Genomic DNA, 20,457 nt, shown 5'->3' on the forward strand with positions numbered 1-20,457 from the left:
TACTACTTTTTACACCATGAAAAAAATAATTATAGCCCTATTTTTAGGAATTTCTGCATTGGTTCAGGCACAAAATACGGTTTCGGGAATCGTAACCAATTTAAAAAATGAACCACTCAAAGGCGTTTCGGTATATGTACCCGAACTGCATAAAAGCACCGTTACTGACGAGAATGGTGCCTATAATCTAACTAATTTACCACAAGGAAATTTAAAAGTGCAGTTTGTTTTTGTAGGCTTTGCTACCCAAAACAAACTCGTTTCGTCGCTCGCAAAAACAACAACGCTACACATCGTTCTTGAAGAAACCATTTTTCAAATGGATGAGGTAATTGTATCTACGGCTTTCAACAAAATACAATCGCAAAACGTAATGAAAGTCGAGCACGAAAGCATTAAAAGCCTGCAACGAAAAGGTACCGCAACACTCATCGAAGGATTGGCAACCATTCCTGGTGTAGCACAAATCTCGACAGGAACATCCATAGGAAAACCCGTGATTAGAGGGTTAAGTGGGAATCGAGTTTTAGTGTATTCGCAAGGTGTTCGTATGGAAAACCAACAGTTTGGCGACGAGCACGGATTGGGTTTGAATGATGCCGGAATAGAAAGTGTAGAGGTAATCAAAGGCCCCGCTTCGTTACTGTATGGCTCGGATGCCTTGGGCGGCGTTTTGTATTTTAACCCCGAAAAGTTCGCCGAAGCCCATGCGTTCAAAACTAATTTTAGTCAAAAATATTTTAGCAATACACAAGGAAGCAATACCAGTTTGGGCGTTAAAACATCAACCGAAAATTGGAAATTTCTCGCTCGTGGAAGCTACAACACCCATGCTGATTATAGTATTTCGGGTGGCGATCGTGTAACCAATACGCGCTACAACGAAACCGATTTTAAAACTGGAATTGGATACAGCAATGCGACATTTTCGAGTGTTTTGCGCTACAATTATAACAAACTGGATTTAGGAATACCCGAGGAAGGCATTGCAAATCAAACTATAAGCAAACATACGGCGTTTCCTAAACAAGGTGTTTTTAATCATTTGTTGAGTTTAAATACCGTTTTCTTTTTCGAAAAATCAAAACTCGATGTAGACCTAGGCTATATTGCCAATGACCGAAGTGAATTTCCTGAAACCACCATTGCAGGCTTGCACATGAAACTAAAAACGGTTAATTACGATGTCAAATACCACTTGCCTACCATTGGTAAATTGGAATCTATTTTTGGCATTCAAGGCATGCACCAAACCAATCGCAACTCTGGAACCGAGTACTTAATTCCAGATGCGACCACTACAGATTTTGGCGTTTTTGGAACAATTAATCACGAATGGAAATCCAGTGTTTTGCAAGCAGGTTTGCGTTTTGATAACCGTAAAATAACCACAACCGCACAAGGAATTTCAGGCGAAGAAGGTTCTTTTCAAGCTATTGATAAATCCTTTGACAGCTTTAATGCTTCTTTGGGTTACAAAACCAATTTGGCAACCAATATGACTTTGCGACTGAATCTTGCTTCGGGTTTTAGAGCTCCCAATTTAGCCGAGTTAACCTCAAACGGTGTTCATGAAGGCACCAATCGCTATGAAGTGGGAAACAGCAATTTGAAAACCGAGCAAAACATACAAACCGATTTGAATTTAGAATATAAAAACGGTCATTTTGAGTTTTTTGCCAATGGTTTTTACAACCACATCAATCATTATATTTACACTTCGCCTACAGGAACTGTAATTGCTGACAATGCTGTTTTTGACTATATTCAAAACAACGCCAAGTTGTACGGCGGCGAAATTGGACTGCATTTTCATCCGCATCCGCTAGATTGGTTGCATTATGAAACCAGTTTTGAAAGCGTAACAGGTCAAAAACAAAATGGGGATTACTTGCCCTTAATTCCAGCAAACAATTGGAATAATACGCTTCGTGGCGAGTTTAAGATCAAGAATTGGTTAGCAGATGGATTTGCAGCCTTAACGGTTTCAACCACTTTTAATCAAAAAAAGGTAAGCGGTTTCGAAACCCAATCTAATGGTTATACGCTGCTGAATTTGGGTCTTGGTGGCAATGTAAAACTGGGCAAAACCGCATTTGATGTGAGTCTAAATGGCAACAACCTTTTGGACAAAAAATACATAGCACACCTTTCTAGATTAAAAACGGATGGAATCCCAAACATAGGTCGGAATATTATTTTGGGAGTGAATTTCAATTTGTAAAAACCCCGTTAAAAAACAAAAACTACCAAAAAGTTCGTCTTCTTGGTAGTTTTTTTATGAAGTGATTTAGACTTTTTGCATTTAAGCGAAAATTTAGGATTTTGTGCCCAATTTTAGTCTTTTTTAAGATGCATAGCTGGGCTACGGAACGAAAAAAAGGCTGAAATTGGGTGCAAAAGACAAATTTTTTAGCAAATGGAAAAAGTCTAAATCACTTCTATGAAAAAAAGGAGCTTAAAATGTAAAACTAGCGCCTAATTGAATAACTTGACTTTTATGACTATCGTATTTTATCACATCTGTAAAACTGGTAATGTATCGTGCATTTATAGCTAATCCCATAGGAAAGTTAAATGAAAAGCCACCAGCCCAAGCGGTATCAAAGGTGTTAAAATCAGGATTATTATTAGAGCCACTAACTTTATCACTGATTTTAAATCCAAATTGGGGTCCCGTTTCAAAGCTTACCACTTTGGCTAAATACACCTTGGCCAAAACAGGAACTTGGATGTAATCGAGATCAAAATCAGTCGTTTTGGTATTAAATCCTTGTTTAGAAAATTGGACTTCGGGTTGAATAAACAATAGTTTTGAGATAATGGTCATTTCTTTGTAAACACCAAGATACCCTCCAGTGCGTATGTCGGTTTTTCCAAAACTTCCATTGGATGCCGAGGCTAAATTTACACCCGCTCGTACGCCCCAACCTTGGGCAGTAGCCACATTAGCAGCTAATAAAAAAAGGATTGCAATCAAAAATGGTTTTGCTAGTTTCATAATCTTCATTTTTAGAATTAATAATTCGCTTGAGTTAAAATTGCTTTGTAAAAATACTAATTATAGCCGTTCGATTCAAAAATCATTTCAATAAAACAACGATGGGATCTTCCTGTATTAGTAACGTCGATATTTCAAAAATAGTTTCTTTCACTCCAGTTTAATGCTAAATCCAATAAAAAAAGCAGTAAATTCTTTTGTTTTAACTATCTTTATTTCAAACTAAAAGCAAAGAGAATGAGTCAATTTTATGCTACTATTAAAAAAAAATTAAGTGGGCTACAGGTAAAAAAAATTGCCAAAAAAATTGCTTTTTTCGCATTAGGAATACTTGCGCTAGTACTTGTTATTGCCGGAGGTTTGGCGGTTTATGTGAACCAAAATAAGCCTAAAATAATGGCGGCATTGCATGCACAAATCAATGATAATATTATAGGGAAAGTGAGTATTGGCGACATTCAATATAAGTTTTTGGTTGGTTTTCCTAATGTTACCATCGCTATCAAGGACGTTGCTATCAAGGACAGTTTGTGGGCGCAACATCATCATACTTTTTTTAAAGCCAAAGAAATCGAGGTGCGATTGAATGTTTTGAAATTAATAGATCATCAAGTAATCATTCATAAAATTGTAATGAATCAAGCTACGGTTGACATTTTTAAAGCTAAAAACGGACTTACCAATACCGCTATTTTCAAACCAAAATCAAGTCAAATCAAACCCAAAAGTGATACGAAAATCGAAATTAACGAAATCAGTTGCAACGAAGTAGTTTTTATTTCCGAAAACCAACAACGGCACAAGCTTTTTCATTTTGAAGTCGCTTCCTTGTACGCCAAGATGGACTATTTGCAGGATCACATCAAAACCAATTTGTCCCTGACTACTTTGGCCAAACAAATGGCATTCAACCAACTGCATGGAAGCTTTATAAAAGATAAAATTGTACAAGGAAACTTACTGGTTGATTACGCCAAAAAGGAAGATCTAATAAGCGTTTTGTCCCAAAATTTCACCATTGGAAATAATCCTTTTGACATTTCAGGACATTTTAATTTGGGCAAAAAAAATGCCAACTACGACCTCGATATCAAGACCAAAATCCTGTGGCGAGAAGCTTCGGGATTACTGGCAAACAACATTAGCTCTAGACTCAATCTTTTTGATTTCAAAGCACCGCTTCAAGCGCGATGCACCATAAAAGGCGACATGAACGCAGAGGGTGATCCTGAAATTATTGCCACCGCTCTCCTTCGGGACAACGAACTCAAAGCGCCAGATGGTACCATAACCAATTGCAATTTTGACGGCAAATACACGAATAACTTTGTAAATGGAAAAGGCAATGACGATGCCAATTCGGCTATTGTTATCAACGCTTTTTCAGGGAAATTTCAAGGTATTCCGGTTGCCATTCCGCTAGCCAGAATCACTAATTTTGATAAACCATTGGCAACGGGAAAATTTACTGCTGCTTTTAAAATGGCACAATTGAACGAATTTGTCAACAAAGATTTTGTGCTTTTTTCTAACGGAAATGCAAAAGTAAACCTAGATTTTGCGGTAGATATTGTAAATTATAAAATCAATAAACCTCATTTTACTGGAAATGTTACGGTCAATGATGCCACCATAAAATACGTGAACAAAAACATTACGCTAACCCGCACAGCGATTCAAATGGATTTTACGGATACCGCTTTGCACATTCAAAAAATAATTTTCAAAGACCGGTACAATACCGTTTTTATGAAATGTGACATTGCTAATTTCCTGAATCTGTATTACAATGATCCCGAAAAAATGATCATCAATTGGAGAATTTATGCACCTTATATCAACGCAAAACAATTTCTTGCCATTTTATCGAGCAAGCAACAAGCCCGAACAGCTCCAGCCAAAAAAGCAGGTAGTTTTTCTAACTCTCTTCGGGAGGTGTTAGGAAAATGCAAAGTTACAGTCGACTTGAAAGCCGATAAAATAAAATATGAAAAATTGCTTGCAACCCATGCCAAAGCGACTATTGTAATAAACAACAGCCATCTAGACATTAACAACGGATTTTTGCAAACTGCAGGAGGAACAATAGCGTATAATGCCCAGCTTACGCCAAAAAATGCCAACTACTATGTCCAATCACAAGCCAAAGTCAACCAGGTCGAAATAGGGCCTTTCCTTGCTTATTTTGATAATTTTGGGGTTACCTCCTTCAATCCCAAAAGTATTAAAGGGCGTTTAAACCTAACAGCAAATTTAGCCGTAGCACTTAATCCTGCTGGGGATTTAATCAAAAACTCGTTGAACGGAACGGTAAATTTCAAAGTCAATAATGGTGCTTTGGTGGATTTTGCACCTATCAAAAAAGGCTGGAAATTCCTTTTTCCGTTTAGAGATTTGGATAACATTACTTTTAGCGATTTATCTGCCAACTTAAACGTCAACAACCGCAAAGTGTTCATCAACGATTTTAAAATTAGTTCTAGCGTACTCAATTTTGATGTTAACGGAGTGTATGCTTTGGAAAAAGGTACTAATTTAAAAATGGATATTCCACTCCGAAATCCCAAAGATGACCTTAAAATCACGGACAAAAAGGAAAGAGCCGAAAAAAGGAACAGAGGAATTGTTTTGCATCTATTAGCCACCGATGATGATCAAGGCGGTGTAAAAATAAAGCTAATAAAGGGCGACAAAAACTAAAAATAATGGAATGAACTTGTAACGAGAAGGATAATTTTCATTTTTTGTTTACCAAAGCCTCCGTTTGTTTATAATTGTTTAATTTTGCCCTAAATTCAATACTATCGTGGGAAGCAAAAATAAATTAAAAAGATTCAAAGAAAACGAAACATTCAACAATGTTTTTCAACCAACAAGAGAGGAAGTCGTGGGGGATTTATTTCCGTTAAAAGGGAAATGGAACACTGATTTTTTTAAAAATGAAAATCCTTTGGTTCTAGAACTAGGCTGTGGAAAAGGAGAATATTCCGTAGGTTTAGCCGAAAAATATCCCAATAAAAATTTTGTAGGTATCGATATTAAGGGCGCTCGTTTTTGGCGCGGAGCCAAGACTGCTGTAGAAACAGGATTGCATAACGTAGCCTTTATCCGGACTCAAATCGAGTTAATTAACCATATTTTTGCCCAAAACGAAGTAGACGAAATTTGGATTACTTTTCCAGATCCGCAAATTAAATACAAGCGTACCAAACACCGCATGACGAATTCGGAGTTTTTGCAATTGTATAAAAAAATCCTCAAAAAAGACGGTGTTGTCAATCTAAAAACCGATTCGGAGTTCATGCACGGTTATACTTTAGGGCTTTTGCATGGCGAAGGGCACGAGGTTTTATATGCCAATCATAATGTGTACGTAAACGAAGGAAGTCCCGAGGAAGTAACTGCTTTTCAAACTTTTTACGAAAAACAATATTTAGAAATAAACAAAGCAATTACATACATTCGATTTAAGATTAAAGAATAAATTTGCGCCCAAAAAACGGTTTTACAACGATATGACATTTATTTTATCCTTTTTACTAGGTTTTGCAACCGCTTTTATAGGTATTTCTCCGCCAGGATTAATCAATATGACTGCAGTGAAAATAAATTTGAAAGAAGGAAAACGAACCGCATTGTGGTTTGTTCTAGGTGCTGTTCTAGTTATTTTTTTTCAAACCACGGTAGCTATTTTTTTTGCCCGAGTAATCGATGGAAAACCAGCTTTAATCCTTTTACTTCGTGAAATAGGTTGTGTTGTTTTTGCTTTTTTGACCGTTTATTTCCTGTGGATTGCCAAAAAACCAAAACGAAAAAAAGGAAAAATAAAAAAATACAGCAAAAGTTCTCGCTTTTTTCTGGGCATGCTCTTGTCAACACTCAATTTGTTTCCCATTCCTTATTATGTTTTGGTAAGCATTACTTTGGCTTCTTACAGCTTATTTTCGTTTGATTTATTTTCAATTCTAATCTTTGTAAGCGGTGTGGTAACAGGTTCTTTTTTAGTGTTTTATTGCTACGTCTCTTTTTTTGAAAGAATAGAATCCAAAGCCGATTATATCGTTCGCAACATGAATACCATAATAGGAAGCATAACGGGAATCATTACGCTGATAACACTTTGGAACATTAGCACCTATTATCTAGGGTAATTCTCGTTACTTTAATTTAAAAAACAAAGATGTCAAACGACAATTTTTTTGAGCGTGTGTACGCCATTGCAAGGCAAATTCCTTACGGAAAGGTGACTTCGTACGGAGCCATCGCAAAAGCATTGGGAACGGCTCGATCAGCCCGAATGGTGGGCTGGGCAATGAATGCTTCACATGCCATGGAGGATGTACCTGCACATAGAGTGGTCAACCGTAAGGGATTATTGACGGGTAAACTTCATTTTGACGGCAGCAATCTCATGCAGCAATTACTAGAAAACGAAGGAATTACCGTTGTAGATAACCAAATTATAGATTTCGAAAACCATTTTTGGCAACCAGAAATTACAGTTTAGGGCTTTGCTTTTTTCGTTCTAAAAAGCAAAAATTACGAATAAAAAACACTTTTTTGCATTCGCAATACAACCCAATGCAATAGGAGTTTGCCAATAATTTACAGCAATCCCAAAATCAATAAATCCAATCCAAATCCTTTATAATAAGAACTTAATCCGTTATCTTTGCAATCTAAATTTAGTTTAAATAAACAGCGTCTTTTGCGAAAGCGAGACCCATTACTGCAAACTCTTACAATGAAATTAGATAGAAAAGAAATCCTCAAAGCATTAGAAACAATTACTATTGCCGGCGAAGGAAAAAATATGGTCGAAAGTGGTGCTATTGCTAATGTAGTCACTTTTGGCGACGAAGTAGTAGTCGATTTGCTCTTGCATACACCTGCCATGCACATCAAAAAAAGAGCCGAAGACGACATTAGAAAAACGATTTTAGAACTCGTTTCGCCCGAGGCAAAAATCAAAATCAACAGCAAAGTCGAGGTGCCAGACAAGCCCGAAATAAAAGGAAAATCAATACCTGGAATCAAAAACATCATTGCCGTCGCATCTGGAAAAGGAGGCGTAGGCAAGTCAACAGTTACCGCTAACCTAGCCGTAACACTAGCCAAAATGGGATTTAATGTAGGCGTTCTCGATGCCGATATTTACGGTCCATCCATGCCTATCATGTTTGATGTAGAAAACGAAAAACCAATCTCGGTACTCGTTGACGGAAAATCAAAAATGAAACCCGTAGAAAGTTATGAAGTAAAAATGCTTTCTATAGGATTTTTTACCTCACCCAGTCAAGCCGTAATTTGGCGTGGTCCAATGGCCTCAAAAGCCTTAAACCAAATGATTTTTGATGCGGATTGGGGCGAACTCGATTTCATGCTTATCGATTTGCCACCTGGAACGGGAGATATCCACCTTTCGATCATGCAATCGCTACCCGTAACCGGTGCCGTTGTAGTGAGTACACCACAAGCCGTTGCCCTTGCCGATGCCAAAAAAGGCGTTTCCATGTTCTTGTCAGATGCTATTAATGTTCCCGTACTCGGAATTATTGAGAATATGGCCTATTTTACCCCCGAAGAACTGCCTGAAAACAAATACTATATCTTTGGCAAAGAAGGCGCAAGAGATTTAGCAGCTGATTTGCAAGTACCCTTTCTAGGCGAAGTACCTATTGTACAATCCATTCGCGAAGCAGGAGATTACGGTCGCCCAGCAGCCTTGCAAACAGGATCCGTTATCGAAACCGTTTTTCAAGAAATAACCCGCAACGTCGTGCAAGAAGTAGTGAACCGAAACCAAAGTTTACCCGCTACCGAAGCCATAAAAATTACAACAATGGCAGGATGTTCTGCCGTCAAAAAATAAGCAACTCACCCGAGTAACAAAGCCATAAGCAGTATGACAACAGAAGAATTAACCACCAACGTCCTTAAAGCACTAGAGGAAATAAGACCATTCTTGAATTCCGATGGCGGCGACATCACGCTCATCTCCATCGAGGAGGACAAACACGTCAAAGTACGTCTCGAAGGCGCATGCACCAGTTGCAGCGTCAACCAAATGACCTTGAGAGCAGGCGTAGAAACCACCATCAAAAAATTCGCTCCACAAATCGAAACCGTTGTCAACATTCTATAAAGGACACTATGCTTGATTCAAGGCAACAGTATTTGGGCGTGACCACCTATAGAAAAAAGGCTATTCTCGTAACTGTTGAGTCGCCTTTTTTCTATAAGCGGTCGGGCACTACGCGCTACTTCGGTAGCTAGCTTCGATCCCTCACGCAAAACCATAAACACAAAAACACTTTCCAAAACGCAAACAATGGATGTACTCATAAAAATCAAAGACCGTGAAGGAATCGTTCACGAACTACAAGCCCCAACGGATATGGCCATGAACATCATGGAATTATGCAAAGCCTACGAACTTCCTGTAGAAGGAACCTGTGGCGGTATGGCCATGTGCGCCTCCTGTCAATGTTATGTTCTTAACGACGTAGCCCTACCAGAAATGGGAGATGACGAAGAGGCTATGCTATCCGAAGCTTTCTATGTCAAACCAAACAGCCGTTTAGGCTGCCAAATTCCCATCACCGAGAGCCTTGAAGGACTAGAACTTGAACTCGCTCCAGAGAATTAAGTGCCATTTGAGTTTCAAACAAAAAAAGAGGCTGTTCAATAGGAACAGCCTCTTTTTTTGGTCTAATCTGCTAATACAATTAAGGTATTGTTTTTGACTTCAAAAGCTCATGAAGTATTGGTAATTCTGTATTTGATAAACATTTTGTAACAGTTGTAATTTTGTATAACGGTCAAAAATAGTTGGTAAAACGTTGATTAGATTGATAAATACACTTTTTTATTTTATCAAAAACTAAAAAATCTGCGATACAACTCGAATCCTTTTAACAAAACAAACTTAAAATCAGGGTGCTGGATCAGGAATGCGGGCATGAACGGCATCGATAGCTTGCAGGACATCGTCAGTAAGAGTTGTTTTGATAGTGGCTATGTTCTCTTGGAGCTGTTCCTGCGTAGTTGCGCCAATGATAGTGCTGGTAACAAAGGATTGCTGCTCTACAAAAGCCAATGCCAGTTGTGTTAAAGTCAAGCCGTTTTGAGTAGCAATTTCTTGGTACAAACGGGTGGCTTCTGTTGATTGTGGGCTGTTGTATCTTGAGAATTGTGGAAACAAAGTAATGCGCGCTTTTGGATGGCTTTCGCCAGTTAAAAACTTACCGGATAATACCCCAAAAGCCATTGGGGAATACGCCAATAAACCCACGTTTTCACGCAAACAAACTTCGGAAGAACCATTCTCGAAGAGTCTATTGAGTAACGAATAAGGATTTTGAATGGTTTTTATTAACGGCAAATTGTGGTATTTGCTTTCTTCCAAAAAACGCATCATCCCCCAAGGTGTCTCGTTCGAAAGACCTATGTGTTTTATTTTTCCCTGTTGGATACAGTTTTGTAACGTTTCTAGGACCGCTTGGATATTGTCCTCCCAAGCATCATCTTGCATTTTGAAACCACGTTGTCCAAAAAAATTAGTTTTGCGTTCTGGCCAATGCAGTTGATACAAATCGATATAATCAGTTTGAAGGCGTTGTAAGCTTTGGTCCAATGCGTATTGTATGCTTGATGGTGAGAAATCGTTTTTCTCTCTCATGTAGGTGAAATTGGGGTTGGGTCCAGCAATTTTGGAAGCCAAAACAATTTGGTCTCTCTTGCCTGTTTCTTGCAACCAAGTTCCAATTATTTTTTCGGTACTTCCGTAGGTGTCTTTATTGGCTGGAACCGAATACATCTCGGCAGTATCAAAAAAATTAACGCCTTGTTCGAGGGCATAATTCATTTGAGCATGTCCTTCGGCTTGCGTGTTTTGTTGTCCAAAAGTCATCGTGCCAAGGCAAATTTTGCTGACTTTTATAGTTGTATTGGGGAGTGTAGTATACTTCATAAGGGTTTTTTATATAAACAAAGATAGCGGGAGTTGCTTATTTATGAAAGAGGTTAACAAAAAATTTCGAACTGTTTATGCTAAACCAAAAAATCCGCCTTGCACTGCAAGACGGATTTGATTATTTTTAGACAGTCAAAAACTATTCTATTTCCGAAACTCTTAAGGTGTTTACCATTCCTTTATCTTTAATTGGCATAGCCGCAAGATTGATAAGGAAATCTCCTTTTTTGACAAATCCTTTTTGTTTTACAATTTCGTTGACATCTGTAACGGTATCATCCGTACTTTCTTCTTTGTCGTATAGGAATGATTTTACTCCCCACAATAAATTAAGTTGAGTAAGGATTCTTTTATTAGAAGTAAATACCAAAATGTGTGCGTTAGGTCTCCAAGCCGAAATTTGAAAAGCAGTATACCCACTATTAGTCAAGGTACAAATTGCTTTTGCTTTGATCACATTGGCCATCATAGCAGCGTGATGACAAATAGTTTTGGTAATAAAACGATTGGTCTTGATTTGTGGTGAGTTTTGTGGCACTTGAATAAGCGGAGAATCCTCAACTGCTTCAATAATTTGAGTCATTTTTTGAATAACTTGTACTGGGTAATTTCCAGTAGCCGTTTCTCCAGAAAGCATCACGGCATCTGCACCATCCATTACCGAGTTGGCAACGTCATTTACTTCGGCACGAGTTGGCGTTAAACTTGTAATCATGGTTTCCATCATTTGAGTGGCAACAATTACAGGAATACGAGCCGTTTTAGCTCTGCGAATCAATTCTTTTTGAACCAATGGTACTTCATGAGCAGGAAGTTCTACACCCAAGTCACCACGAGCAACCATTAAAGCATCACAGAAAGCAACGATTTTGTCAATGTTTTCTAATGCTTCTGGCATTTCGATTTTGGCGATAATTGGAATTTTAAATTCAGAGTGTTTTGCAATTAATTCTTGCAAATCTTGCAAATCTCTTGGTGTTTTTACAAAGGATAATGCAATCCAATCTAGTTTTTGTTCGATAGCAAAAATTGCATCGGCAATATCTTTCTCGGTCATTGCGGGTAAAGATATTTTGGTATTAGGAAGGTTTACTCCTTTTTTAGATTTTAGTTCACCACCTTGAATAACTCTAGCAATAACTTCTGTTTTTTTGTCAGTTTCAACAATTTCAAAAAGTAGTTTTCCGTCGTCAAGAAGGATTCTTTCGCCAGGATTTACATCATTTGGAAAGTTTTGGTACTTCATAAAAACTTTTTGAGCAGTTCCTATGATGTCTTCGGCTGTTGTAAATGTAATTAAATCACCATCGTTTACCACTACGCCATCTTGCATAACTCCAACACGAAGTTTAGGGCCTTGTAAATCTCCAAGGATTGCAGTTGTGTAGCCAAACTCTTCGTTTAGTCCACGGATAATGCTAATTTTTTCTTTTACATCATTGTAATCGGCATGAGAGAAATTTACTCTAAACACATTTACACCTGCGTCAATCATGTCCTTGATGATCGCTCTTGTACTACATGCAGGCCCAAGTGTGGCTACAATTTTGGTTTTTTTGTTTGTAAGCATTTGTATTAAAAAATTAAATTGTTTTTAGATTTTATTTTGTCCTTGTCAACTGCATAAACGGTCGAAATACTTTCTATCGTATTTAATAAGGATTGTATTTTTGACATTTTTATCGTGTCGTGACTATTTTCTATTTTCAAAAAATAATCGGTTTTTTTAAATTCTGGAAGCAAATATACTTTTGTTGCTACTTCCATTAGTATGTTCGAAAAAAGGTTTTGATTGCCTCCTTTTTGATTTTGAATTACTTCATTTTTATTTTGAATCAAATGCCAAGTGGTTTCTTTTTTTAAATCGTTATAAAAAAATCTAGAAAAATAACCTTCGCCTTCTTTTATATTTATTTGAATAGCTGTTTGATTTTTATTCAAATTTATACCCAGCCTTTGGTTGATAAAATACGCTAATCGGTAATCTTCTAATGAGGTATGAATAGCAATAAGCAAATAATCTATTTCTTCAAATTCGTCAAGACTCAATTTATGAATAGCCATTTCCAAAAAAATAAGTTGTAAATATAGTATTTCTATTGGTGTATAAATATCCGTCTAGAGTATGTTTTTGTTAAATTATGAACGAAAACGATATAGTTTTAGGAATTTTGGTGTTATTTTTTGTCCATTTTTTCCTGAAAAGCAAAATAAGCTCTTTGCGAGGCTTTTTCTTCGGCTTTCTTCTTTGAGGTGGCTCTTGCTTTTGCAATTACTTTGTCGTCAATACTCAATCGAACACCAAATAATCGTTGCCCATCAATGCCGTTATCGTCAAAAATATCGTAATGAAATAGCCTCTTTTCTTTTTGACACCATTCGATGACCAAACTTTTATAACTAATTACCTTTCCTTCCAGTCGCGCAATATCTACGTAAGGGACAATAACTCTTTTTTGAATGAATTTTTCGCAATAAACATAGCCTCTGTCGAGGTAAATCGCTCCTACTAATGATTCAAAAACGTTTCCGTGAATGTTATCCCCAAAATGGTGCACGGGAACTTTGCTTTCTATAAATTGTATTAAGTTTAAATCTTTTCCTAATTCATTTAAGTGTTCGCGGCTCACAATTTTAGAACGCATTTTGGTCAAATACCCTTCGTCGCCATAAGGGGCTTTCCCAAATAAATACCCAGCAATTACGGCACTCAACATGGCATCGCCAAGGAATTCTAAACGTTCGTAATTAATAGAATTTCCGTTTTCATCCGTCTTGTTTGAGGAGCGGTGCGTAAAGGCTTTTCTATAAATGTCTAGTGTAATGGGTGCAAAACCAAGGATTTTTTCGATAGTATCAAAAAAAATCCCGTCTTCTGGAGAACGGGATTTTGTAAATATTTTTCTAATTAGACGCATGCAATTACAACTCTAATTTTTTTACCAAAACACAGGCATTGTGTCCACCAAAACCAAAGGTGTTGCTCATTAATACTTTTACATCTCTCTTTTGAGCCACATTAAAAGTAAAATTAAGTTTTGGATCAATGTTTTCATCGTCCGTAAAATGGTTAATAGTAGGAGGGATAATTCCGTATTGTAAGGATAATATAGACGAAATAGTTTCAATTGCACCTGCAGCTCCCAGTAAGTGACCGGTCATGGACTTGGTAGAATTCAAATTCATGGTGTAGGCGTGGGCACCAAAAACATGTTCAATCGCTTTAGATTCGGCTAAATCACCCAGCGGTGTCGAAGTTCCGTGCATATTTACCCCGTCAACATCAGTAGGTTTTAAACCAGCATCGCGCAAACAATTCAACATTACATTTTTAGCTCCCAATCCTTCTGGATGAGGTGCCGTAATATGATGTGCATCTGCGGACATACCGCCACCCCCAATTTCGCAATAAATTTTGGCACCACGAGAAATAGCATGTTCGTATTCTTCTAGGATTAAAGCTCCTGCTCCTTCGCCAAGTACAAACCCATCACGGTCTTTGTCCATAGGTCTTGAAGCTGTTTTTGGGTCATCATTTCTGGTTGATAAAGCGTGCATGGCATTAAATCCGCCCATGCCAGCAATGGTTACAGCGGCTTCGGAACCACCAGTCACCATAATATCAGCATGCCCTAAACGAATGTAATTGAAGGCATCAATAATAGCATTAGTAGAGGAAGCACAAGCAGAAACGGTACCAAAATTAGGACCTCTAAAACCATATTTTATAGAAATATGACCACAAGCAATATCGCCAATCATTTTAGGAATAAAAAAAGGATTGAATTTTGGGGTTCCATCGCCTGCGGCAAAATTTAAAACCTCGATTTGAAACGTTTCTAAACCTCCAATTCCAGATCCCCAAATCACACCAGCTCGATCTTTGTCAATTGTTTCCAAGTCAAAGTTGGCATCGTTCATTGCTTCTTCAGAGGAAACCATGGCATATTGTGCATAGCGATCCATTTTTCGGGCTTCTTTACGGTCAAGAAAATTTTCGACATTAAAATTTTTCAATTCGCAAGCAAATTGCGTTTTAAACTTTGAAGCATCAAAATAGGTTATTGGAGCAGCTCCACTAACTCCTGTAATGAGTCCATTCCAATATTCTTGAATGTTATTTCCAATAGGAGTAAGAGCACCTAAACCTGTTACAACAACTCGCCTTAATTCCATAACGTATACTTTTATCTTTAAACAAATAAAACCCACGCTTTTTTTACTGTAAAAAATAGTACAAAAGAGACATGGGTATTAAATTATAAATATCTTTTGGATTGAAAATCAACCGCTAATTTAATTTTTTAAAAAAAATAATAACACCCGATTTTAAAGAAATTATTTTCTAAAAAATCGGGTGTGAATTTATTATTTTTTTGCTTCCTCGATGTAAGAGATAGCTTGACCTACAGTAGCAATATTTTCTGCTTGATCGTCTGGAATTTGAATATCGAATTCTTTTTCGAATTCCATAATAAGCTCAACAGTGTCTAATGAGTCAGCTCCTAAATCATTAGTGAAGCTCGCTTCTGTTACAACTTCGTTTTCGTCAACGCCTAATTTGTCTACGATAATCGCTTTTACTCTTGATGCAATGTCTGACATAATCTTTAATTTTAGAATTTAATTTGATGGCAAAAATAAAAAACTTTATTTTAAAACCACTATTTAGTTAATAAATGTGACAACTAAATTATGACTTTTATTTTAATAAAGCGGCTTGAATGTTATTTATTTTCATTTTTTATCCCTTTTTTTGCAAAATCAAAACCCTGTACATTATGAAAAAAATTGTAATTTTTGCCTCTGGATCGGGTACAAATGCTGAAAATATTATAAAATATTTTCAATCTTCGAGTCTTGGAACCGTTGTAAGCGTGTTTACCAATAACGCAAATGCCAAAGTTATTGATAAGGCGAAAAATCTTTTGGTACCCGTTGAAATTTTTTCAAAACAAGAATTAAATGAAAGCAAAGTATTACATTCAATTCAAGATTTGCAACCCGATCTCATCGTTTTAGCTGGTTTTTTGTTGAAATTCCCCGATAATTTGACAGCTGCGTATCCTAATAAAATTATAAACATACATCCAGCACTATTACCTAAATATGGAGGAAAAGGAATGTATGGCATGAATATTCATCAAGAAATTATCAAAAATCAGGAAAATGAAACGGGGATTACCATTCATTATGTCAACGAAAATTATGATGAAGGCGAAATTATTTTTCAACAAAGCGTATCCGTTTTGGACTGTCAAAGTGCCGAAGACGTAGCGGTAAAAATTCACGAATTGGAACAAAAACATTTTCCAGAAGTGATTGAGCAACTTTTAACTTAAAAAAATGAAAAAATATTTGCTTGTTTCTCTGATGGTACTGGGTTTTTTTGAAGGATTTTGTCAAGATAGATTTGAAGTTAAAAAAATGGGTTTTTCTATTGCAGTACCAAAAAATTGGATTCCAATGGAGAATGAAGCTGTTTTGAAAAATATAAGGGAATACGACTTTACAGAAAAGCAACTCAAAGAGCTATTAAAATCTAATAATTCTTCGGTAAATCTTGTTTCCTTTTCTAAATATGACCCCAAAAAAGTGAGTGGAATAATACCAACCATTAAAATCAGGACATACGATAATGAAACGAATACTATTACAGATTTTTTGAATCAAGTTAATAAATCTACTACAAATTTAAAAAAAGCTTTAACAGATTTTAATTTTATTGATTATCCAGTTATCACAGAAATTTCAAATCAAAAAGTCATTAAGTTTACTGCACAATTTACTCTTAAAAATGAAGACGTTGCATATAAAATTAGAAGCAGTAGTTATTATATTCCAAAAAAAGGGTATTTTATCTCTTTAAATTTTATTGAGGAAATAGGGAAAGAAGACAATACTTTATTATTTGAAGAATTAGTAAAAAGCATACAATTAACATTATAATTATTTTGAAAACACACCAAGTTCACATTTATACGGATGGCGCTGCCAAAGGAAACCCCGGCAATGGCGGCTATGGTGTAGTAATGGAGTTAGTGGGAACCCCACACAAAAAAGAGTTTTACGAAGGGTTCCGGCACACAACGAACAACAGAATGGAATTGTTGGGCGTGATTGTAGGTTTAGAAAAATTAAAAAATCCCAAAATGAGCGTGCTGGTCATTTCCGATTCGAAATATGTGGTCGACTCGGTGGTAAAAAAATGGGTTTTTGGCTGGGAAAAAAAAGGATTTGCAGGCAAGAAAAACCCCGATTTATGGAAACGTTTTTTGATCATTTACAGGCAACACCAAGTCGATTTTAAATGGATAAAAGGCCATAACAATCATCCTCAAAACGAACGTTGCGATGAATTGGCGGTGTATGCCTCTGGTTTGAAAAATCTCTCGATTGATACTTTTTATGAAAAGGAAGAAGGGAAACTTTTGTGAAAACTTTGAGACAAGCAAACTTTGCAACTATAAAACTTATAAACTATCTTTGCACCTTAATTCGAAACTCACAAAATGAATAAACTATTAATAGTAGGAAGTGTCGCTTTCGATGCCATTGAAACTCCTTTTGGTAAAACTGATAAAATATTAGGTGGTGCTGCGCCTTACATAGGACTTTCGGCATCCCATTTTGACATTCAAACCGCTATTGTTTCGGTAGTTGGCGAAGATTTTCCTCAAGACTATTTGGATTTATTGACAGCAAGAAATATCGATATTTCGGCACTTGAAATCGTAAAGGGTGGCAAAACATTTTTTTGGAGTGGTTTGTACCACAATGACTTGAATTCTAGAGATACTCTGGCTACGGAGCTTAATGTATTGGGCGATTTTCAGCCTAAAGTTCCCGAAAATTTTAAAGATGCTGATGTGGTAATGCTTGGCAATTTGCACCCTTTGGTACAAAATAGCGTTATTGATCAAATGGCGGTACAACCCAAACTAATCGTTCTAGATACGATGAATTTTTGGATGGATTGTGCCTTGCCAGAATTACTTGCGGTGATGAAAAAAATAGACGTGATTACCATCAATGATGAAGAAGCAAGACAACTTTCGGGGGAGTATTCCTTGGTAAAAGCTGCCGCCAAAATTCAAACTATGGGTCCTAAATACGTGGTGATTAAAAAAGGAGAACACGGGGCTTTATTGTTTCATAATACAGAAGTTTTCTTTGCCCCAGCCTTACCATTAGAAGAAGTTTTTGATCCAACAGGAGCTGGAGATACTTTTGCAGGAGGCTTTGCTGGATTTATAACACAAAGCGAAAACATTTCTTTCGAGAATATGAAAAATGCAGTGATTTATGGTTCTAATTTGGCTTCGTTTTCTGTAGAAAAATTTGGAACCGAAAGAATGGTCAGTCTTACTCAAGAAGAAGTAAAAGCGAGATTAAAACAATTCAAATTGTTAACCCAATTTGATATAGAAATATAATGTCTTGAAGCCTCGGAAACGGGGCTTTTTTGATAAAAAAATGACACGCACAACAACAATAACACAACAAACAACAATACCATGAGCGACGCTTTGCAACACGAATGTGGAATAGCTTTAATTAGACTTTTGAAACCGCTTGAATTCTATAAAGAGAAATATGGAACGGCTTTTTATGGCATCCAAAAAATGTATCTCCTTATGGAAAAGCAGCACAATCGCGGTCAAGATGGTGCTGGTTTTGCCAGTATAAAAATGGATGTTGAACCCGGGGAACGCTACATTAGCAGGGTGCGCTCCAATCATGCGCAACCCATTCAAGACGTTTTTGCCCAGATCAACGATCGTATCAACGAGGAAATGACGGCTCATCCTGAATATGCTGATGATGTCGCTTCGCAAAAAAAGAACATTCCCTATTTAGGTGAATTGTTTTTGGGTCATGTGCGTTACGGAACCTTTGGAAAAAACAGCATCGAAAGTGTACACCCATTTTTGCGTCAAAGCAATTGGATGCACCGCAATTTGATATTGGCTGGAAATTTTAATATGACCAATGTAAAAGAACTTTTTCAAAACCTTGTGGAGCTTGGACAACACCCAAAAGAAATGGCCGATACCGTTACAGTAATGGAAAAAATAGGTCATTTTCTAGACAAAGAAGTCATGCAGTTGTACCAAGATTGCAAAATCGAAGGGTACTCCAAGCGAGAAGCTTCTCCCGTAATTGCGGAACGATTGGATATTGCCAAAATCCTAACCCGTTCCTCTAAAAATTTAGATGGTGGGTATGCTATGGCAGGACTTTTAGGCCACGGTGACGCATTTGTATTTAGAGATCCTGCAGGAATTAGACCCGCTTATTTTTATCAAGATGATGAGATTGTCGTAGTAGCCTCGGAACGTCCCGTGATTCAAACGGTCTTTAATGTTCCCTTTGATAAAGTGCAAGAAGTGGAACCAGGTTGTGCTTTGATAATAAAGAAAAACGGAACGGTTTCTATGCAAGAAATCTTGCCGCCAACGGTAAAAAAAGCCTGTTCCTTTGAACGAATTTATTTTTCAAGAGGAAGTGATGCCGAAATTTATCAAGAACGAAAAATGCTAGGAAAGCTTATTTTACCTGCAGTTTTAGAATCAATAGACGAAGATACGGACAATACTGTTTTCTCATATATTCCCAATACGGCCGAAACTTCTTTTTATGGATTGGTCGAAGCGGCTCAAGATTTTTTGAACCAAAGAAAAAACAACTACATCCTAGAAAACCGAAATACCCTGACCAAGGATTCCTTGCAAGAACTATTAGCAGTTAAAATACGTACCGAAAAAGTAGCCATAAAAGATGCCAAACTCCGCACCTTTATTACCGAGGATAGCAGCCGAGACGATTTAGTAGCGCACGTATATGATGTGACTTATGGGGTGATTAAACCAACGGATAATTTGGTGATTATTGACGATAGTATCGTTCGGGGTACAACACTCAAAATGAGTATTATCAAAATGATGGATCGTTTGAATCCAAAGCGAATTGTAATCGTTTCTTCGGCACCACAAATTAGATATCCGGATTGTTACGGAATTGATATGGCTAAACTTGAGGGTTTGGTAGCCTTTAGAGCAGCATTAGAACTTTTAAAAGAGAGAGATTTATACCACATAGTTGATGAGGTGTATGCCAAATGTAAAGCGCAAGAAAGCTATATAGACAGTAAAGTTATCAATTATGTTACGGCTATTTACGAGCCATTTTCGCCACAAGAAATTTCAGATAAAATTGCCGAAATGTTAAGCTCTCCACAAATAAAAGCCGAGGTGAAAATCATTTTTCAAACCGTAGCCGATTTGCATATTGCGTGTCCTAAAAATTTAGGCGATTGGTATTTTACGGGTGATTATCCTACTCCTGGAGGAAATCGTGTAGTCAATCGTGCCTTTATGAATTTCTACGAAGGAAAAGATGCCAGAGCCTATTAATTTAGAATAGGTATTTTGTCGGTTTTATTGGTTAGTTGTCTTTAAAATTTGGCAACAAGATACAA

Annotated in this window: 21 protein-coding genes; 13 read left to right on the forward strand and 8 right to left on the reverse strand. The window is 37.0% G+C overall.

Annotation, left to right across the window (positions count from 1 at the left end; translation table 11 throughout):
- The first annotated feature begins 16 nt into the window (after positions 1-16).
- A complete protein-coding gene (locus FNW21_RS13120; protein ID WP_144257274.1) occupies positions 17-2,224 on the forward strand; it encodes a TonB-dependent receptor in 2,208 nt (735 codons plus the stop codon).
- Between the two features lie 234 nt (positions 2,225-2,458).
- On the opposite strand, the gene FNW21_RS13125 is transcribed toward FNW21_RS13120, so the two are convergent.
- Complete coding sequence (locus tag FNW21_RS13125) at positions 2,459-3,001, reverse strand: porin family protein (RefSeq protein WP_185963933.1); 543 nt, start codon at positions 2,999-3,001, stop codon at positions 2,459-2,461.
- A gap of 237 nt (positions 3,002-3,238) precedes the next feature.
- Here FNW21_RS13125 and FNW21_RS13130 point away from each other — a divergent pair, with 237 nt between their 5' ends.
- The 6 genes from FNW21_RS13130 to FNW21_RS13155 all read left to right on the forward strand — a co-directional run bounded on the left by FNW21_RS13130 (position 3,239) and on the right by FNW21_RS13155 (position 9,146).
- Positions 3,239-5,701, forward strand: coding sequence for an AsmA family protein (locus FNW21_RS13130; RefSeq protein WP_144257213.1), 2,463 nt, complete (start codon positions 3,239-3,241; stop codon positions 5,699-5,701).
- A 106-nt stretch (positions 5,702-5,807) separates the two neighbouring features.
- A complete protein-coding gene (gene trmB / locus FNW21_RS13135) occupies positions 5,808-6,485 on the forward strand; it encodes a tRNA (guanosine(46)-N7)-methyltransferase TrmB (protein WP_144257214.1) in 678 nt (225 codons plus the stop codon).
- A 31-nt stretch (positions 6,486-6,516) separates the two neighbouring features.
- Positions 6,517-7,152: a LysE family transporter gene (locus FNW21_RS13140; protein ID WP_144257215.1), complete on the forward strand. Its 636-nt coding sequence runs from the start codon at positions 6,517-6,519 to the stop codon at positions 7,150-7,152.
- 29 nt (positions 7,153-7,181) lie between these two features.
- On the forward strand, positions 7,182-7,508 hold the full coding sequence (locus tag FNW21_RS13145; protein ID WP_144257216.1) for an MGMT family protein: 327 nt from the start codon (positions 7,182-7,184) through the stop codon (positions 7,506-7,508).
- A gap of 237 nt (positions 7,509-7,745) precedes the next feature.
- Positions 7,746-8,873 carry an Mrp/NBP35 family ATP-binding protein gene (locus tag FNW21_RS13150; RefSeq protein ID WP_144257217.1) on the forward strand — a complete coding sequence of 376 codons (1,128 nt, stop codon included), beginning with the start codon at positions 7,746-7,748 and terminating at the stop codon, positions 8,871-8,873.
- Between the two features lie 33 nt (positions 8,874-8,906).
- Positions 8,907-9,146, forward strand: a complete 240-nt coding sequence (locus FNW21_RS13155) for a NifU family protein (RefSeq protein WP_144257218.1) — start codon at positions 8,907-8,909, stop codon at positions 9,144-9,146.
- Positions 9,147-9,163: 17 nt separating this feature from the next.
- Here FNW21_RS13155 and FNW21_RS13160 read toward each other — a convergent pair whose 3' ends face one another.
- Entirely contained in the window at positions 9,164-9,346 is a 183-nt protein-coding gene (locus FNW21_RS13160) for a hypothetical protein (protein WP_144257219.1), read from the reverse strand.
- Between FNW21_RS13160 and FNW21_RS13165 the strand changes: the two genes are divergently transcribed.
- Positions 9,333-9,650 carry a 2Fe-2S iron-sulfur cluster-binding family protein gene (locus FNW21_RS13165; RefSeq protein WP_144257220.1) on the forward strand — a complete coding sequence of 106 codons (318 nt, stop codon included), beginning with the start codon at positions 9,333-9,335 and terminating at the stop codon, positions 9,648-9,650. The genes FNW21_RS13160 and FNW21_RS13165 overlap by 14 nt on opposite strands.
- A 285-nt stretch (positions 9,651-9,935) precedes the next feature.
- Here the strand turns inward: FNW21_RS13165 and FNW21_RS13170 are convergent, their stop codons facing one another.
- The 6 genes from FNW21_RS13170 to FNW21_RS13195 form a co-directional block, all read right to left on the reverse strand.
- Complete coding sequence (locus FNW21_RS13170; protein WP_144257221.1) at positions 9,936-10,973, reverse strand: aldo/keto reductase; 1,038 nt, start codon at positions 10,971-10,973, stop codon at positions 9,936-9,938.
- Positions 10,974-11,115: 142 nt separating this feature from the next.
- Positions 11,116-12,546 (reverse strand): pyruvate kinase, encoded by a 1,431-nt coding sequence (pyk, locus tag FNW21_RS13175; protein ID WP_144257222.1) that lies wholly within the window; start codon positions 12,544-12,546, stop codon positions 11,116-11,118.
- Positions 12,547-12,551: 5 nt separating this feature from the next.
- Positions 12,552-13,040: an IPExxxVDY family protein gene (locus FNW21_RS13180; RefSeq protein WP_144257223.1), complete on the reverse strand. Its 489-nt coding sequence runs from the start codon at positions 13,038-13,040 to the stop codon at positions 12,552-12,554.
- Positions 13,041-13,153: 113 nt separating this feature from the next.
- Positions 13,154-13,894 carry a ribonuclease III family protein gene (locus FNW21_RS13185; RefSeq protein ID WP_144257224.1) on the reverse strand — a complete coding sequence of 247 codons (741 nt, stop codon included), beginning with the start codon at positions 13,892-13,894 and terminating at the stop codon, positions 13,154-13,156.
- Between the two features lie 4 nt (positions 13,895-13,898).
- Positions 13,899-15,152, reverse strand: a complete 1,254-nt coding sequence (gene fabF, locus FNW21_RS13190) for a beta-ketoacyl-ACP synthase II (protein ID WP_144257225.1) — start codon at positions 15,150-15,152, stop codon at positions 13,899-13,901.
- 192 nt (positions 15,153-15,344) lie between these two features.
- On the reverse strand, positions 15,345-15,581 hold the full coding sequence (locus FNW21_RS13195) for an acyl carrier protein (RefSeq protein ID WP_007137004.1): 237 nt from the start codon (positions 15,579-15,581) through the stop codon (positions 15,345-15,347).
- A 176-nt stretch (positions 15,582-15,757) separates the two neighbouring features.
- Between FNW21_RS13195 and purN the strand changes: the two genes are divergently transcribed.
- The 5 genes from purN (at position 15,758) to FNW21_RS13220 (ending at position 20,392) form a co-directional block, all read left to right on the forward strand.
- Complete coding sequence (gene purN, locus FNW21_RS13200; protein WP_144257226.1) at positions 15,758-16,318, forward strand: phosphoribosylglycinamide formyltransferase; 561 nt, start codon at positions 15,758-15,760, stop codon at positions 16,316-16,318.
- A 4-nt stretch (positions 16,319-16,322) separates the two neighbouring features.
- Positions 16,323-16,925 (forward strand): hypothetical protein, encoded by a 603-nt coding sequence (locus FNW21_RS13205; RefSeq protein ID WP_144257227.1) that lies wholly within the window; start codon positions 16,323-16,325, stop codon positions 16,923-16,925.
- 5 nt (positions 16,926-16,930) lie between these two features.
- Entirely contained in the window at positions 16,931-17,413 is a 483-nt protein-coding gene (gene rnhA / locus FNW21_RS13210) for a ribonuclease HI (RefSeq protein WP_144257228.1), read from the forward strand.
- A gap of 75 nt (positions 17,414-17,488) precedes the next feature.
- Entirely contained in the window at positions 17,489-18,412 is a 924-nt protein-coding gene (locus tag FNW21_RS13215; RefSeq protein WP_144257229.1) for a PfkB family carbohydrate kinase, read from the forward strand.
- Positions 18,413-18,493: 81 nt separating this feature from the next.
- Positions 18,494-20,392 (forward strand): amidophosphoribosyltransferase, encoded by a 1,899-nt coding sequence (locus FNW21_RS13220; protein ID WP_144257230.1) that lies wholly within the window; start codon positions 18,494-18,496, stop codon positions 20,390-20,392.
- Positions 20,393-20,457: the final 65 nt, after the last annotated feature.

This window comes from Flavobacterium restrictum, from assembly GCF_007097245.1.
In the GTDB taxonomy this organism is placed as follows: domain Bacteria; phylum Bacteroidota; class Bacteroidia; order Flavobacteriales; family Flavobacteriaceae; genus Flavobacterium; species Flavobacterium restrictum.

Coding starts and splice junctions, on each gene's coding strand:
- FNW21_RS13120 (WP_144257274.1), top strand. CDS start 17: ATGAAAAAAATAATTATAGCCCTATTTTTAGGAATTTCTGCATTGGTT.
- FNW21_RS13125 (WP_185963933.1), bottom strand. CDS start 3,001: ATGAAACTAGCAAAACCATTTTTGATTGCAATCCTTTTTTTATTAGCT.
- FNW21_RS13130 (WP_144257213.1), top strand. CDS start 3,239: ATGAGTCAATTTTATGCTACTATTAAAAAAAAATTAAGTGGGCTACAG.
- FNW21_RS13140 (WP_144257215.1), top strand. CDS start 6,517: ATGACATTTATTTTATCCTTTTTACTAGGTTTTGCAACCGCTTTTATA.
- FNW21_RS13145 (WP_144257216.1), top strand. CDS start 7,182: ATGTCAAACGACAATTTTTTTGAGCGTGTGTACGCCATTGCAAGGCAA.
- FNW21_RS13150 (WP_144257217.1), top strand. CDS start 7,746: ATGAAATTAGATAGAAAAGAAATCCTCAAAGCATTAGAAACAATTACT.
- FNW21_RS13155 (WP_144257218.1), top strand. CDS start 8,907: ATGACAACAGAAGAATTAACCACCAACGTCCTTAAAGCACTAGAGGAA.
- FNW21_RS13165 (WP_144257220.1), top strand. CDS start 9,333: ATGGATGTACTCATAAAAATCAAAGACCGTGAAGGAATCGTTCACGAA.
- FNW21_RS13160 (WP_144257219.1), bottom strand. CDS start 9,346: ATGAGTACATCCATTGTTTGCGTTTTGGAAAGTGTTTTTGTGTTTATG.
- FNW21_RS13170 (WP_144257221.1), bottom strand. CDS start 10,973: ATGAAGTATACTACACTCCCCAATACAACTATAAAAGTCAGCAAAATT.
- pyk (WP_144257222.1), bottom strand. CDS start 12,546: ATGCTTACAAACAAAAAAACCAAAATTGTAGCCACACTTGGGCCTGCA.
- FNW21_RS13180 (WP_144257223.1), bottom strand. CDS start 13,040: ATGGCTATTCATAAATTGAGTCTTGACGAATTTGAAGAAATAGATTAT.
- FNW21_RS13185 (WP_144257224.1), bottom strand. CDS start 13,894: ATGCGTCTAATTAGAAAAATATTTACAAAATCCCGTTCTCCAGAAGAC.
- fabF (WP_144257225.1), bottom strand. CDS start 15,152: ATGGAATTAAGGCGAGTTGTTGTAACAGGTTTAGGTGCTCTTACTCCT.
- FNW21_RS13195 (WP_007137004.1), bottom strand. CDS start 15,581: ATGTCAGACATTGCATCAAGAGTAAAAGCGATTATCGTAGACAAATTA.
- purN (WP_144257226.1), top strand. CDS start 15,758: ATGAAAAAAATTGTAATTTTTGCCTCTGGATCGGGTACAAATGCTGAA.
- FNW21_RS13205 (WP_144257227.1), top strand. CDS start 16,323: ATGAAAAAATATTTGCTTGTTTCTCTGATGGTACTGGGTTTTTTTGAA.
- FNW21_RS13215 (WP_144257229.1), top strand. CDS start 17,489: ATGAATAAACTATTAATAGTAGGAAGTGTCGCTTTCGATGCCATTGAA.
- FNW21_RS13220 (WP_144257230.1), top strand. CDS start 18,494: ATGAGCGACGCTTTGCAACACGAATGTGGAATAGCTTTAATTAGACTT.